The organism is uncultured Lamprocystis sp. (assembly GCF_903933125.1).
Taxonomy (GTDB): Bacteria; Pseudomonadota; Gammaproteobacteria; order Chromatiales; family Chromatiaceae; genus Thiodictyon.
This window is the reverse complement of record NZ_CAIZIZ010000334.1, coordinates 1-14,697: the sequence shown is the minus strand read 5'-3', so window position 1 is coordinate 14,697 and position 14,697 is coordinate 1. Positions and strand designations below refer to the sequence as shown.

Annotated in this window: 13 protein-coding genes and 4 pseudogenes; all 17 read left to right on the top strand. The window is 66.1% G+C overall.

Annotated features, from left to right (window positions below):
- Nucleotides 1-293: 293 nt before the first annotated feature.
- A complete protein-coding gene (locus QZY03_RS17390; RefSeq protein WP_295583262.1) occupies nt 294-530 on the top strand; it encodes a hypothetical protein in 237 nt (78 codons plus the stop codon).
- 314 nt (nt 531-844) lie between these two features.
- On the top strand, nt 845-2,242 hold the full coding sequence (locus tag QZY03_RS17385) for a nucleotide sugar dehydrogenase (protein WP_295583260.1): 1,398 nt from the start codon (nt 845-847) through the stop codon (nt 2,240-2,242).
- 196 nt (nt 2,243-2,438) lie between these two features.
- Nucleotides 2,439-3,311, top strand: coding sequence for a DUF2887 domain-containing protein (locus QZY03_RS17380; protein ID WP_295583265.1), 873 nt, complete (start codon nt 2,439-2,441; stop codon nt 3,309-3,311).
- Nucleotides 3,312-3,518: 207 nt separating this feature from the next.
- Nucleotides 3,519-3,923, top strand: a complete 405-nt coding sequence (locus tag QZY03_RS17375) for a UDP binding domain-containing protein (RefSeq protein WP_295583258.1) — start codon at nt 3,519-3,521, stop codon at nt 3,921-3,923.
- A 614-nt stretch (nt 3,924-4,537) separates the two neighbouring features.
- Complete coding sequence (locus QZY03_RS17370; RefSeq protein ID WP_295583256.1) at nt 4,538-4,894, top strand: MarR family EPS-associated transcriptional regulator; 357 nt, start codon at nt 4,538-4,540, stop codon at nt 4,892-4,894.
- Nucleotides 4,895-5,429: 535 nt separating this feature from the next.
- Nucleotides 5,430-6,400, top strand: a pseudogene (locus tag QZY03_RS17365) (UDP-glucuronic acid decarboxylase family protein).
- A gap of 16 nt (nt 6,401-6,416) precedes the next feature.
- On the top strand, nt 6,417-7,451 hold the full coding sequence (gene galE / locus QZY03_RS17360; RefSeq protein WP_295583254.1) for a UDP-glucose 4-epimerase GalE: 1,035 nt from the start codon (nt 6,417-6,419) through the stop codon (nt 7,449-7,451).
- A 157-nt stretch (nt 7,452-7,608) separates the two neighbouring features.
- The gene (locus QZY03_RS17355; protein ID WP_295583253.1) at nt 7,609-7,878 is read left to right on the top strand and encodes a hypothetical protein; all 270 of its coding nucleotides are present in this window, start codon (nt 7,609-7,611) and stop codon (nt 7,876-7,878) included.
- Nucleotides 7,862-9,352 (top strand): IS1182 family transposase, encoded by a 1,491-nt coding sequence (locus QZY03_RS17350; RefSeq protein WP_295583251.1) that lies wholly within the window; start codon nt 7,862-7,864, stop codon nt 9,350-9,352. The genes QZY03_RS17355 and QZY03_RS17350 overlap by 17 nt, the downstream gene beginning before the upstream one ends.
- Before the next feature lie 377 nt (nt 9,353-9,729).
- Nucleotides 9,730-10,758, top strand: coding sequence for an NAD-dependent epimerase/dehydratase family protein (locus QZY03_RS17345; RefSeq protein WP_295583249.1), 1,029 nt, complete (start codon nt 9,730-9,732; stop codon nt 10,756-10,758).
- 3 nt (nt 10,759-10,761) lie between these two features.
- The gene (locus tag QZY03_RS32165) at nt 10,762-11,001 is read left to right on the top strand and encodes a DUF29 family protein (protein ID WP_363168819.1); all 240 of its coding nucleotides are present in this window, start codon (nt 10,762-10,764) and stop codon (nt 10,999-11,001) included.
- Nucleotides 11,002-11,076: 75 nt separating this feature from the next.
- The gene (locus QZY03_RS17340) at nt 11,077-11,400 is read left to right on the top strand and encodes a nucleotidyltransferase domain-containing protein (RefSeq protein ID WP_007191359.1); all 324 of its coding nucleotides are present in this window, start codon (nt 11,077-11,079) and stop codon (nt 11,398-11,400) included.
- The gene (locus tag QZY03_RS17335) at nt 11,397-11,879 is read left to right on the top strand and encodes a hypothetical protein (RefSeq protein WP_295583245.1); all 483 of its coding nucleotides are present in this window, start codon (nt 11,397-11,399) and stop codon (nt 11,877-11,879) included. Before QZY03_RS17340 ends, QZY03_RS17335 begins: the two co-directional genes overlap by 4 nt.
- A gap of 189 nt (nt 11,880-12,068) precedes the next feature.
- Nucleotides 12,069-13,520 (top strand): nucleotide sugar dehydrogenase, encoded by a 1,452-nt coding sequence (locus QZY03_RS17330; RefSeq protein ID WP_295583243.1) that lies wholly within the window; start codon nt 12,069-12,071, stop codon nt 13,518-13,520.
- Between the two features lie 113 nt (nt 13,521-13,633).
- Nucleotides 13,634-13,791 (top strand): annotated as a pseudogene (locus tag QZY03_RS17325) (IS5/IS1182 family transposase); the annotation flags it as partial.
- 81 nt (nt 13,792-13,872) lie between these two features.
- A pseudogene (locus QZY03_RS17320) lies at nt 13,873-14,049 on the top strand (nucleotide sugar dehydrogenase); the annotation flags it as partial.
- Between the two features lie 73 nt (nt 14,050-14,122).
- Nucleotides 14,123-14,697, top strand: a pseudogene (locus QZY03_RS17315) (IS3 family transposase); the annotation flags it as partial.

Genomic DNA, 14,697 nt, shown 5'->3' with positions numbered 1-14,697 from the left:
GGCTTGGAGAATCTGGCTGCCCACAACCTGCTCAGCGACAAATCCGCCGCGGAGCCGTTCAACGCCTGGGCGCTGGAAGAGCGCGTCAGCCACTACGTCACCTACCGGAAGCTGGCCTCGCTACGCGCCCGCAGCGGCGCGCGCGGGACCGATGAGCCGCCGGCCGAACCCGCGGGTGCCTACCCGTTGCTGCCGGCGCGCGACGTTCGCCGCTACGCCATCGCCACCCGCGCAGCCGCATTGGCATCTTCTCGCGTGACCAACTGGCCGCCACCGGTGGCCTGGAGACCGCCATGGCATACACTGTTGAAGAGGTCGAACGCGACGCGATGCGGGACCTTCTGGAAGACGTCCTGCGCGATCCCAAGCACCTGAAGACGTTCCTCGATCGCCTGGTGGAAGAGGATCGGCTGCGCGAACTTGCCCCCGAGAAGCGGCTGCGTGGGCTCGCCCTTGAGGAGCGGCTGGAAGGTCTCGATCCCGCGCTCATCGAAGCCTGGCTGAAGCAACAGCGCCGTCACGACCATTGACTGCCGACGACCCCGCGGGGGTCAGTGCCATGGACGGTACCGCTCAGCCAGCCCGGTGTCGCAAGCATCAGCCAAGCGTTGCCGCCGCAGCCCCGCCCCGCCGGCCGCCGCGGATCGCGCAGCCCGTCGTTCCGGCAAGGATGCCGGAACCCAGTGCCATGGACGGTACCTCGTAGCCAGCCCGGTGCCGCCAGACCTGGCCCCCAAACGTCCGCGTCCAGCACCCAGGCCCGGCCACCACGCTGACCCATGGCGCCTGAGCGATCCACGCCGTCCCCACGCATCCACCAGACCGCCGGCCGAACACCCCCGACATGGACCCTAGCACCGCCACTGCCGCCCTCGCCCACCTGCGCGCACCGGATTGCCCGCTGGCCATCATCGGCCTCGGCTACGTCGGCCTGCCGCTGGCGGTCGAATTCGGCAAACACCGCCCGGTCGTCGGCTTCGACATCCACCCCGCGCGCATTGCCGAACTCCAAGCCGGGCACGACCGCACCCGCGAAGTCGCCGCGGACGCACTGGCCGCCGCCCGCCACCTCCAGGTCACCAGCGACCCCGAGGCCCTGCGCGCCTGCCGCATTTTCATCATCACCGTGCCCACCCCGGTCGATGACTACAAACGCCCTGACCTGACGCCCTTGCTCAAAGCGTCCGAAACCGTCGGCAACGTCCTCAAACCCGGCGATCTGGTCATCTACGAATCCACCGTCTACCCCGGCTGCACCGAAGACGACTGCGTCCCCGTCCTCGCGCGCCACTCCGGTCTGACCTATCTCCACACCCCATCTGGCTCCCACGCTCCAGCGTGGGAGCCCGCGCGGGCGCTCCCGCGTCCCGTGGCGCCGCCACCGATGCCCGACCATGGCTTCTACTGCGGCTACAGCCCCGAGCGCATCAACCCCGGCGACCACGACCACCGCCTGACCACCATCAGAAAAGTCACCAGCGGCTCCACCCCCGACATCGCCGCCGTCGTCGACGCCCTCTACCGCCAAATCATCACCGCCGGCACCCACCCGGCCAGCAGCATCCGCGTCGCCGAAGCCGCCAAGGTCATCGAGAACACCCAGCGCGACCTCAACATCGCCCTAATGAACGAGCTCGCCCTCATCTTCGGCAAGCTCGGCATCGACACCCTGGAGGTGCTGGAAGCGGCCGGCAGCAAATGGAACTTCCTGCCCTTCCGCCCCGGCCTGGTCGGCGGCCACTGCATCGGCGTCGACCCCTATTATCTGACCCACAAAGCCGTCGCCAGCGGCTACCACCCCGAGGTCATCCTCGCCGGGCGACGCATCAACGACCGTATGGGCGCCCATGTCGCCGAGACCGTCGTCAAGCTCATGCTCAAGCGCGGCATCGGCGTCTGTACCAGCCGCATCCTGGTGCTCGGCCTCGCCTTCAAGGAAAACTGCCCGGACCTGCGCAACACCCGCGTCATCGACATCATCCAGGCGTTGCGCGACTACAACCTCACCGTCGACTGCTACGACCCCTGGATCGACCGTGACGAAGCGCAGCACGCATACGGCATCGACTGTCTGCCCGCACCCCCGGCACCCGGCACCTACGACGCCATCATCCTCGCCGTTGCCCATCGCGATTTCATCGCGACGGGTGCGACCGGGATTCGTCACTGGGCCAAACCCAAGTCGATCCTCTATGACGTGAAATCTGTGTTGCCGGTCGATGCCGTCGATGGTCGTCTCTGAGGGCAAAGGTCGGGTCGGACGATGCCCGCCGATTCACGGCCGGTGGTTTGCGCTTCCGTCCGAGCGACCCGACGGACCACCGAGAACGCCCGGGTCATGGCATCGGCCGCGAGTCGAACCTGCGGCGCGTCTCCGCGGCGGGTCCCTGCGCAGGCTCTCCGCAGGGGAGCAAGAAGACCTCCAACCGAGCGTTCCGATAAAGACCGACCACCCGATCTACCTCTTTCTCTCCGCCGGCGCCGAAGCCTTCCGGGTGCTCACCGGCGGTCGTGAATTGATCGGTCCCTACCGGTTCTGTTCCCTGACGATCAAAGGTCTGGAGCGGCGTTTGGACGGGATATTCGAGCCCGACGGGCACGATGGGCCGGTCTACGTGGTCGAATTCCAGGGTCAGCACTCGGAGAAGGCTTGGTACAACCTGCTCACCAAGATCGGTCTGTACGGCGAGGAGCATCCGCATCGGGACGTGATCGGCGTGGGGATCTTTCTGCGCGAGCAAGACCGTCCGCGCTTTCCGCGCTGGGCGAACCAGGCCGAAGCGCCGTTGCTGCAGGTTGCGCTGCGGTGCGTCTTGCCGGACTGGCTAGTGCGCGAGCCGGACAACCCCTATGTGGCGGTCTTCGCGCCGCTGCTGATCGACGACGATGATGACCTGCGTGCCCGTGCGCAGGGTTTGTGGCGTACCGTGCAGGATGGGTCGCTCGCCCCGGAGGTGCGCGAGATTCTGGGGCAGGTGTTGGAGTTTTGGTTTTTCGAGCGATTTCGCGGACTGACCGCGAAGGAGATCTGGGCGATGCTGAATTTAGTGACCCCGATTCAAGAGACGAAGGCGTATCAATCGATCTTTGCCGAGGGCGAGGCCAAGGGCGAGACGAAGGGCGAGACGAAGGGTGAGGCGAAGGGCAAGGCCGAAAGCCTCAAGCGTTTGCTCACGCGCCGTTTCGGCCCATTACCCGCATGGGCGGAGCAGCGGATCGATGCGGTGCCGGTCGCGCAATTAGACACCTGGCTCGACGGTATCTTCGATGCCGCCAGCCTTGAGGACCTGATCGGAGATAACGCGGGTTGAGCCCCAACAGCATGACCGGATTCGCGGCCAGAATGACACGGCGTGGTGTCAGCAAGGCCTGTCCGATTTGCCCATCGACAAAATCGCAGCCCGCGCGAACCAACTGTCGGCTGAGCTGGACTCGAAGCCAAGCGTCTGACCCACAAAGCCGTCGCCAGCGGCTACCACCCCGAGGTCATCCTCGCCGGGCGGCGCATCAACGACCGCATGGGCGCCCACGTCGCCGAGACCGTGGTCAAGCTGATGCTCAAGCGCGGCATCGGCGTCTGCCACAGCCGCATCCTGGTGCTCGGCCTCGCCTTCAAGGAAAACTGCCCGGATCTGCGCAACACCCGCGTCATCGACATCATCCAGGCCCTGCGTGACTACAACCTCACCGTCGACTGCTACGACCCCTGGATCGACCGTGACGAAGCCAAGCACGAATACGGCCTCGACTGCCTGCCCGAGCCCCCGGCGCCCAGCACCTACGACGCCATCATCCTCGCCGTTGCCCATCGCGAGTTCATCGCGACGGGCGCGACGGGGATTCGGCACTGGGCCAAGCCCACGTCGATCCTCTACGACGTGAAATCCGTGTTGCCGGTCGATGCCGTCGACGGCCGCCTGTAGCGCCGCAGATCGCGCGGTGCCCTCTCATCCGGCGCAGTACCGCCTTGATCAGCATTCCGGCCAGCCGAGGCACCGGCCGGCTGGAGTATAACGCTTCAGCCTTGGATCGCCTGGCCAAGGCTGAAGCCTTGGACTCCTGGGAGTTGTCGCGGCAAACAGCGACCCAGTCTCCCGCGCCGGGCGCCGCCGCCAGCCAAACGGCCAAACCACCTTGCCGCCGCGCCTCACCCGCGTTAGCATGGCCCCGTCGTTTAAGGACCGAACAAATAGTGCGAACCAATGACCTCGGCCATGCCCGCCACTGACTGGGTAGGGCGGTAGCGTGTCCGGACCCGTTCGAACGCCCCGCACCGGTCGCCTCAGGTCTCCGCTGCCCCGCCCCCCAGCGCCCGGTGCACCCCAACCAGAGGCCGACGCTTTAGCGGGCGGCGCCCCGCACCCAACTGAGGCCTCAACCTCCGGCTGGCCGTGCAGGTATCGCCTTCGGACGTGATAATCGGACGTAGGGGCGGGTTTCAAACCCGCCCCTACCCGAAGGTCTGTCTGGATATCAGGTGCGAACGCTAGACAACGTGATCCGGACCTCACCGAAGCCCCCAGGAGCCGCCCCCGCCGTGAGCGAAGACCGCCACTTCCACGCCCTGCGCCTGCTGCAAGCCAACCCCGCGCTCTCCCAGCGCGCCCTGGCGCGGGAATTGGGCGTCAGCGTCGGCGCCGCCAACTACTGCGTGCGTGCCCTGGTCGACAAAGGCTGGATCAAGATCCAGAACTTCCGCACCAGCAAAGACAAACGGGCCTACACCTACCTGCTCACCCCGCGAGGTATCGAGCAAAAGGCCCAGATCACCCTGCGCTTCCTCCAGCGCAAAGAAGCCGAATACCTGGCCCTGGAAGCCGAGATCGCCCGTCTGCGCCAGGACGTCCGCGCCCTGCACGCCGACCCGGCTGCGGACCTCGACCCGAACGCCTGACCCCGTCGTTCCGGCAGGCTGCCGGAACCCAGTGCCACGGATGGCACCACTCAGCCAGCCCGGTGCCCCAAGCACAAGCCAAGCACTGCCGCCGCGCCCCCGCCCTGCCGGGTCGCCGCGGATCTTGCAACCCGTCATTCCGGCAGGATGCCGGAATCCAGTGCCAGGCAGGGCCATCGTGCAACCTTGGGCGGTGTGCTGGTTGTGGGTTACCGTCCCTGGCACTGGGTCCCGGCCTCCAAGCCGGGACGACGCAGATCGCGGTTCACCGCTCGGTCCGTCGTTCCGGCAAGGATGCCGGAACCCAGTGCCAGGCAAGGCCATCGCGCAACCATGGGCGATGTGCTGGTTGCAAGATACCGTCCCTGGCCCTGTGTCCCGGCGGCCTCCAAGCCGGGACGAAGCAGCGCCCGGCAAACCGCTCGCTCCGCCATCCCGGCAGCCTGCCGGACCCCGAGGCCATGGCCGTGATCGCTCAGCCAGCCCCCACTGCAAGCGTCAGCAAACCGCTGTTAACCATCACCCGTAAAGCCCAATGGCCTATTCACTCAGAAAACGCATCCTCGTCACCGGCGGCGCCGGCTTCCTCGGCAGCCATCTCTGCGAGCGCCTGCTCGCTGAAGGCAACGACGTCATCTGTCTCGACAACTTCTTCACCGGCACCAAGGACAACATCGCCCATCTCCTCGACAACCCGTATTTCGAGCTGATGCGCCACGACGTCACCTTCCCGCTCTATGTCGAAGTCGACGAGACTATAACCTGGCCTGCCCGGCCTCGCCGATTCACTATCAGTACGACCCGGTGCAGACCACCAAGACCAGCGTGCACGGCGCCATCAACATGCTGGGCCTCGCCAAACGGGTGAAGGCCAAGATCTTCCAGGCATCCACCAGCGAGGTCTATGGCGACCCGGCCATCCACCCACAGCCGGAGCACTACTGGGGCCACGTCAACCCCATCGGGATTCGGTCCTGCTACGACGAAGGCAAGCGCTGTGCCGAGACGCTCTTCTTCGACTACCGTCGCCAGCACGGCATGCGCATCAAAGTCGCCCGCATCTTTAACACCTACGGGCCGCGCATGCACCCCAACGACGGGCGGGTGGTCTCGAACTTCATCGTCCAGGCGCTGCAGAACAAGCCCATTACCCTCTACGGCGACGGCACCCAGACACGCTCGTTCTGCTATGTCGACGATCTGATCGAGGGCTTCATCTGGCTCATGAACAGCCCCGATGACCTCGCCGGCCCGGTCAACCTCGGCAACCCCGGTGAGTTCACGATGATCGAGCTTGCCGCGGCCATCCGCGATCTCACCGGCTCAAGCGCCCCTCTGGTGCACGAACCCCTGCCGCAGGATGATCCCAAGCAGCGCCAGCCGGACATCGGGCTGGCCCGCAGCGCCTTGAGCTGGGAGCCGAAGGTGACGTTGCGCGAGGGCCTCCAGCCGACCATCGCCTACTTCGATGCCCTCTTGCGCCGCGGACAGTCACCGAGACGCTGACCGGGAGACCTGCTTCATGAACATTCTCGTCACCGGGGGTGCTGGATACATCGGCAGCCATGCCTGTAAAGCGTTGGCGCAAGAGGGGTACACCCCCGTCAGCTACGACAACCTGGTCTACGGCCATCGCTGGGCCGTGCGCTGGGGCCCGTTGGAAGAGGGCGACATTGCCGACCGCGTCCGCCTTGATGCCGTTATCCAACGCTATCGCCCCGCCGCCGTGATGCACTTCGCCGCCTACGCCTACGTCGGCGAATCCGTGCAGAACCCCGGCAAGTATTACCGCAACAACGTCGCCGGGAGCTTGACCCTGCTCGAAGCCTTGCGCGACCGCGGCATCGACAAGCTGATCTTCTCCAGCACCTGCGCCACCTACGGCGTTCCCGAGCAGACCCCGATCGACGATCAGCATCCGCAGCGTCCCATCAACCCCTACGGTGCCTCCAATCTGATGATCGAGCGCATGCTCGGCGACTTCGACACCGCCCACGGTCTCAAGTCGATCGTCCTGCGTTACTTCAATGCCGCTGGCGCCGACCCGGAGGCCGAGATCGGCGAGGCGCATGACCCGGAGACACACCTGATCCCGCTCGTGCTCGACGCCGCCGCCGGTCAACGTCCGGCCGTCACCGTCCACGGCGACGACTACGCGACGCCCGACGGTACCTGCATCCGCGACTATATCCACGTCACCGATTTGGCCCAGGCGCACGTTCTCGCACTCCAAGCCTTGGAGCAGGGCGCCGAGAGCACGGCCTACAATCTCGGGAATGGACAGGGATTTTCGGTGCACGAGGTCATCGAACAAGCCAAGAGCGTCACCGGTAAGCGCATCCCCGTCGAGATCGGACCACGCCGGCCCGGCGACCCAGCTCGTCTGGTCGGCGATGCTTCCCGAATCCGCCGTGCGCTCGGCTGGCAGCCGGAATATGCCGACCTCGCCAGCATCCTGGCGACGGCTTGGCGCTGGCACACCAGCAGCTGGGAAGCGAGAACATCGCCAGTATCGAACGGCTCGGCCGCCAGGCAGGCCGGGCCAACATGTTCTTGAGCCTGCTCGCCGTCAAGTTTTTCCCGAGTTCCCAGTTGGACCTCGGTGTTCGCTCCCACGCTCCGAGACTGTGCAAGTATTCCACCGCCCTTCACCAAAGGGGCGGGAGTGCTAAAATACGCCGCATCGCCGCCGAGATCCCGCCGCCGGAGTGACCGTGGACGCACCGATGCCGACGCCCTGCCCACCGCCGCATCTGCCGCCCGAGCAGCTCGCCTTCCTGCCGCCGGGCGAGGATGATGGCACGCCCGCACCGAAGCGTGCCGCCGCCGCGGTGGCCGATGTCCTGCGCGGGCGGCGTTACAAGCGCGGCTTTGAGCCGAGCCAGCCGATGTTGCTGCCGCCGAGCGTGGAGGATGACATCGCAGAGGACAACCCGGCACGGGCTATCGGCGTCTTGTGTCGACCTGATGGTCGATGTCGGTGAACCGGGGTTCAAGCACGGTGCCGGGGCAGGTGGTGCGGGCCAACCCGCCTATGATCCGGCCGACCTTCTCAAGCTCGATCTCTGCGGCGATCTGAACCGGGTGCACTCCAGCCGGCGGCTGGCCGGCGAGTGTCAACGCAACCTGGAGGTCATGTGGCTACCGAAGGGACTGCAGACGGGCGACCACACGATTGCGGATTTCTGCAAAGACAACGCCAAGGCGCTCAAGGCGATCAATCGCGAGTTCATGCTGCTGTGCCGTGAGCCGGGGCTGTACGGCGGCACCCGGGTCGGTCCGGACGGCAGCTTCTTCAACGGCAATGTCAGTGCGGGCAGCATCAAAACCAAACAGCAGCTCGAGCGCGAGCTGGCGGCACTGGAGCGCGACATCGAGCGCTACCACGAGGAGATCGACACCGCCGATGCCGGCGAGGCGTCCGGCCCGGCGCAGCCCACGCTCACTGCCGAGCAGCTCGCCGCGCTGCAGGAGCGTGCTCGGCGCCGGCGTGATCAGCTGAAGGTCCTCGCCGAGACCGGCGAGACGCAGCTCTCGCGCACCGATGCGGACGCCCGGCGGCTCACCAAAAACGGCAAGCAGGTCACCGGCGACAACGTGCAGGTCGTTGTCGACGATCGGCACGGCCTGATTCCGACCCACGAGGTCACCAACGCCGGCAACGACTACGGCCAGCTCACGGTGATGGCCGAGCAGTCCCGCCAGGTCCTCGCGGACAACGCCCCCGAGGGGGCGGAGGTTCCGTCTCCGGAGATCCTCGCCGACGGCGGCTATTTCACCGAGGCTGAGATCGCGGCCTGCGAGGCGCGCGGCATCACCGTTTACGTCCCGCTGCCCGAGAAAAAGGGCTCGGCCCACGCCGAGGGCCGCCTGCCCGGCAGCGCCTTCCACGACGACGCCGAGCTGGATGTCGACATCTGCCCGGCTGGCCAGCAGCTCGCGCCGAGCGGGCAGCCCGCGGCCAAGAACGGTGTCCTGCGCCAGCGTTACCGCAGCGACGAGCGCGACTGCCGGGCGTGCCCGCAGCGCGACGCCTGTCTGCCCGAGAAGACCCCGAGCCGGCAAATTTACCGCTCCGAGCATGCCGATGCCGTGGATCGCCACCGCACGCGGATGGCCGCCTCCCCCGAGGCGATGCGCCAACGCGCTGCGCTCTGCGAACATCCATTCGGGACGATGAAGCGCTGGCTGGGTTGGGATCACTTCCTGATGCGCGGCTTCGAAAAGGTGCGCGGTGAAATGGCCCTATTGGTTCACTGCTACAACTTCCGACGACTGCTGAGTCTCTTCGGCGTCGAGGACTTCATCGCCCTGTGCCGGGCGCACCGCGAGACGGGCGCTGACGGGGGTGGTCTCGGCGTGCGTTTTCGGGTGCTCGCCAGAGTGCTCAAGCGCCTCGGTGAGGCGATCGGCGGTCTTGTCGAGTGTTTTCGCCAGCCCGATCTTGCCGTCGGGTGAACGCGCCCTGCGCCTGCTGCGGCGCGCTGATGCGCGAAAACGCGCCGCCCGACAGCGCGAGCGAATACTTGCACAGTCTCGCCGAGTGGGAGTGTAGCCCAGACGCCGAGGCGCCCATGCCGCGCCGGACGACCGACACATCCCCGATACCGCGCATCACTTCGACGGCAGGGACACGGAGCGTCCCAACGCCACTCCCACGCGGAGCGGCAACTCGACTCAGAAGTCCGATCCCACCCACCAGTGTAGACGCGAATTGATTCGCCCACTGAGCGAAGCGAAGTGGTTGCGGGGCCAATACATTCGACCCGATCAGGCCCGTAGATCCTGTCCCGGGAATCATTTAGATACGCCGATCGCCAGCAGCAACAGCCCCTATGACGACCTACGACAACACCAAAGCCGCCCACCAAACCGCCCCGCGTATCTGGCTCATCACCGGTGTGGCCGGCTTCATCGGCTCCAACCTCCTGGAGACGCTGCTCGGGCTCGACCAAACCGTCATCGGTCTCGACAACTTCGCCACCGGCCACCGGCGCAATCTCGATGAGGTCCAACGCCTGGTCACACCAGCCCAGTGGGACCGCTTCACCTTCATCGAAGGCGACATCCGCAACCTCGCCGACTGCCGCCGAGCCTGCGCCGGTGCCGACTATGTCCTGCACCAAGCCGCCCTCGGCTCCGTGCCGCGCTCGCTCGATGACCCGATCACCACCAACGCCACCAACATCGACGGCTTCCTCAACATGCTCCTCGCCGCCCGCGATGCCGGCGTCAAGCGCATCGTCTACGCCGCCAGCAGCTCCACCTACGGCGATCATCCCGGCCTGCCCAAGCATGAAGACGTCATCGGCAAGCCGCTCTCGCCCTATGCCGTCACCAAGCTCGTCAACGAGCTGTACGCCGACGTCTTCGCGCGTGCCTACGGCCTGGACAGCATCGGTCTGCGGTACTTCAACGTCTTCGGCCGACGCCAAGACCCCAACGGCGCCTATGCCGCGGTCATCCCCAAATGGACCGCCGCGCTCATCGCCGGCCAAGCTGTCTTCATCAACGGCGATGGCGAGACCAGCCGCGACTTCTGCTACATCGACAACGCCGTGCAGGCCAACCTCCTGGCCGCCACCGCGACCACCCCGCAAGCCGCGAACCAGGTCTACAACGTCGCCGTCGGCGAGCGCACCACGCTCAACGATCTCTACGCCCTGATCCACCGCCACCTGCTGCCGCGCTATCCGCACCTGCAGGGCGCACAACCGAGCTACCGCGATTTTCGCCCCGGCGACGTCCGCCACAGCCTGGCCGACATCACAAAGGCCGCCACGCGTCTGGGATATGCGCCCACCCATCGACTCGGCGAGGGCCTGGAGATCGCCATTCCCTGGTACAGCCAGCACAGCGCCTAGGCCATTGACTTCTCGCTCCCACGCTCCGCGTGGGAGTGTAGCCCCGACGCTACGCGTCACGAGCCTAACAGCCCAAGCCTAAAGCCCCGACTGATCAGCGATCTGGAGGACAGCGTCATCAGCGCCAGATTGCTGGCGGCAGGCGAAACCGGTCTGCTGGAGCACGCGTTCCCCTCCAGTTGCCCCTACACTCTGGAACAACTGATCGATGAGCACTTTTTGCCCCAATCCACGACGGCCTGACATCGCGGCGACGGTGCTGCCAATCCGCGACGCGGCTTGCGTCGCGTCGGCGCGTGGCTTGCCGGGAGATTTTGCATGCGCCTGAACCCGACAGAAATCGCCGCGATCGAGCGGGCAGCCCGCGAGACCTTCGCCCCTCGCTCGACGGTCCGCCTATTCGGATCGCGCCTGGACGACAGCCGGCGCGGCGGGGATATCGATCTGCTGGTCGAACCGTCCGCCCCGCTCTCGCCGCAAGAACTGGTCGAGCAGCGTCACCGCTTCATCGCCCGGCTCTATCGCCTGCTGGGCGAGCGACGCATCGACGTCCTCATCGCCCCTGCCGGCGTGCCGGACGACCGGCCGATCATCCGTGTCGCTCGCCGCGACAGTCGAGTGCTGACCAGAGTCCCGGGATGACCGACCACAACCCGCTCGCCACAGCTCTTTGGGAAGCCGATCGACACCTCGCTACCCTGGAGTCCGCCTTGCAGGATTGGCACGCCGCGCCCCCCGCCAACCTGCTGGAGTTGGAGACGGACCCCGAGACCTTGAGGATTCTCGATCAACTGCTGTTCCGCTTCAGCAAGCTGCAGGATACCCTGGGTTTGCGCCTGGTTCCGGCAACCCTTGCCGCGCTGTCGGAGCCCTTCGAAGACTGGCCCATGATCGATCGCCTGAACCGGCTCGAAAAACTGGGCTTCATCGATGTCGACAACTGGCTGGGCTGGCGCGAGATCCGCAACCGTCTCGCCCATGAATATCCCGAGCAACCGGAAACGCGTTTTGCCGCAATCGAGTCCGCCATTGCGGCGGCGGCTGATCTGGCGGCGGCCTATCGCGCGTGGCGCGCCAAGTTAAAGCCATCGCCATGCAGCGACAAGTCGTCTGATGAATAGGGCGATTTCCGGGAATCAGCAACCCAACTGAGCGGGCCAGAGAGACGACCAGCCCCGAAGACCTCGCAGCGCACGTCACCGTCACTCGCTCCCACGCTCCGCGTGGGAGTGTAGCCCCCGACGCTCCGCGTCGCGCGCCCGAAGCCCAAACCCCCGAACCCGGACCCACAGCCAGCGCCCCGAGCACACATGGACAAACACCTCGCCCACCTGACGGATCCCGACACCCCCATCGCCATCATCGGCCTGGGATACGTCGGTCTGCCGCTCGCCGTGGAGTTCGCCAAACACCGCCCGGTGATCGGCTTCGACATCAACCCGACCCGCATCGCCGAGCTCGAGGCCGGTCGCGACAGCACCCGCGAGACCAGCCCCGAGGATCTCGCCGCCGCCCGCCACCTGAGCTATACCGGCGATTTGGACGCCCTGCGCCCCTGCCGCATCTTCATCGTCACCGTGCCCACCCCGGTCGATGACTACAAGCGTCCCGATCTCACGCCCCTGATCAAGGCCTCCGAGACCGTCGGCAAGGTGCTGAAACCCGGCGACCTGGTCATCTACGAATCCACCGTCTACCCCGGCTGCACCGAGGAAGACTGCGTCCCCGTGCTCGCCAGCGCCTCCGGTCTGATCTACCTCCACGCCGACCGCCGCACCACGGTTCCCGAGACACCCCTCAACCCCGACCGCCGAGCACCGACCCAGACAAATGCCGTAGGTCGGATGAGCGACAGCGTCATCCGACACTCCACCACCGAGGCCACGGACAAGCCACCAGCGCCACCCGACCGGAACGGCTTCTACTGCGGCTACTCCCCCGAGCGCATCAACCCCGGCGACCACGAACACCGCCTGACCACCATCAAAAAGGTCACCAGCGGCGCCACCCCCGCGATCGCCGCCATCGTCGATGCCCTCTACAACCAAATCATCACGGCCGGCACCCACCCGGCCAGCAGCATCCGTGTCGCCGAAGCCGCCAAGGTCATCGAGAACACCCAGCGCGATCTGAACATCGCCCTCATGAATGAGCTCGCCCTCATCTTCAACAAACTCGGCATCGACACCCTGGAGGTCCTCGAAGCGGCCGGAAGCAAATGGAACTTCCTCCCCTTCCGCCCCGGCCTAGTCGGCGGACACTGCATCGGTGTCGACCCCTACTATCTGACCCACAAAGCCGTCGCCATCGGCTACCACCCCGAGGTCATCCTCGCCGGGCGCCGTATCAACGACCGCATGGGCGCCCATGTCGCCGAAACCGTGGTCAAACTCATGCTCCGAACCGGCATCCCCGTGTGCAACAGCCGCATCCTGGTCCTCGGCTTCGCGTTCAAGGAAAACTGCCCGGACCTGCGCAATACCCGCGTGATCGACATCATCCTGGCCCTGCGCGACTACACCATCGCCGTGGACTGCTACGACCCCTGGGTCGACCGCGCCGAGGCCAAGCATGAATACGGACTCGACTGTCTGCCCGAGCCCCCGGCCGAAGGCACCTACGACGCCATCATCCTCGCCGTCGCCCACCGCGACTTCATCGAGACCGGCGCGACCGGGATCCGCCGCTGGGCCAAACCCAAGTCAATCCTCTACGACGTGAAGTCCGTTCTGCCGGTGCAGACCGTCGACGCTCGTCTTTGAGAGTAAAGGACGGGTCGAGCTTAAGTCCGAGGAACCATAGCAGCCTGTCGGACTTAGGCTCTGCATTCCGGCGGGGTAGGAGATACAGTCGTACTCCAAGAGGGCTGGCGAAGATGAGCAAATTCCATCTGATCGACCGCGACATCGACTTCCTCCTCCCCCGTCGGTCCAGGAGTGGCTGCGCGAGGGGCACCTGGCGCGCGACGTGGTCGAGGTGGTGGAAAGTCTGGATCTGAGCGACCTGGAACGGGCCTATGCCGGCAAGGGTAGTCCGACAGGCTGCTAGCGCCTGAGCGACGGCTTAGCGATCGCCATCCCCTGGTACATCGCCAAGGCATAACGGAACACGCCCATGGACTCAACCCACGTGCACCTCAGCGATCCAGACACTCCCATCGCCGTAATTGGCCTGGGCTACGTCGGCCTGCCGCTCGCGGTCGAATTCGGAAAACAGCGCCCAGTCATCGGCTTCGACATCCACCAAGCCCGCGTCGCCGAACTACAAGCCGGCCGCGACAGCACCCGCGAGACCACCCCGGTGGAACTTGGCCGCCGCCCGGCACCTCTGACCGTCACCAGCGGCCCGGAGGCCCTGCGCCCCTGCCCGACCGCACCCCAAGCACAAGGTCTACCCGTACCTGTTGCGGTGGGTCGCGGTAGTGCGCCCCAACCAGGTCTGGAGCACCGACATCACCGACATCCGTCTGGAGCATGGATGCGTGTATCTGGTGGCGGTGATCGACGGGTACACGCGGCGGGTGTTGTCCTGGCAACTCGCCAACACCTGGGAGGCGGGGTTCTGCGTGGACTGCCTGGAGGACGCCTTGCGGACCCACGGCACGCCCGCCATTTTCAAAATCGACCAGGGGTTGCCGTACACCAGCGATGCCTTCACGGGCGTCCTGCTGGACGCTGGGATTGCCATCAGCATGGACGGGCGCGGCCGCGCGCTGGACAACATCTTCGTCGAGCGCCTGTGGCGCAGCGTGAAATACGAGAACATCGACCTCAAGAACTACGCCGCCGTGCCCGAGCTGCTGCTGGGGTTGACCGAGTATTTCGCCTTCTACAACGGCGAGCGACCGCACCAGTGCCTGGGCAACCGCACGCCCGAGGCGGTGCCTTGCTCGGGGACAGGCGGCGGGGCCGAGATCGTGGACCGCTTCGCTCGGCGGCG

Bases quoted from the DNA above. Each gene is read 5' to 3' on its own strand.
- QZY03_RS17390 (WP_295583262.1), top strand. From the start codon at position 294: ATGGCATACACTGTTGAAGAGGTCGAACGCGACGCGATGCGGGACCTT.
- QZY03_RS17385 (WP_295583260.1), top strand. From the start codon at position 845: ATGGACCCTAGCACCGCCACTGCCGCCCTCGCCCACCTGCGCGCACCG.
- QZY03_RS17375 (WP_295583258.1), top strand. From the start codon at position 3,519: ATGGGCGCCCACGTCGCCGAGACCGTGGTCAAGCTGATGCTCAAGCGC.
- galE (WP_295583254.1), top strand. From the start codon at position 6,417: ATGAACATTCTCGTCACCGGGGGTGCTGGATACATCGGCAGCCATGCC.
- QZY03_RS17350 (WP_295583251.1), top strand. From the start codon at position 7,862: ATGGTCGATGTCGGTGAACCGGGGTTCAAGCACGGTGCCGGGGCAGGT.
- QZY03_RS17345 (WP_295583249.1), top strand. From the start codon at position 9,730: ATGACGACCTACGACAACACCAAAGCCGCCCACCAAACCGCCCCGCGT.
- QZY03_RS17340 (WP_007191359.1), top strand. From the start codon at position 11,077: ATGCGCCTGAACCCGACAGAAATCGCCGCGATCGAGCGGGCAGCCCGC.
- QZY03_RS17335 (WP_295583245.1), top strand. From the start codon at position 11,397: ATGACCGACCACAACCCGCTCGCCACAGCTCTTTGGGAAGCCGATCGA.
- QZY03_RS17330 (WP_295583243.1), top strand. From the start codon at position 12,069: ATGGACAAACACCTCGCCCACCTGACGGATCCCGACACCCCCATCGCC.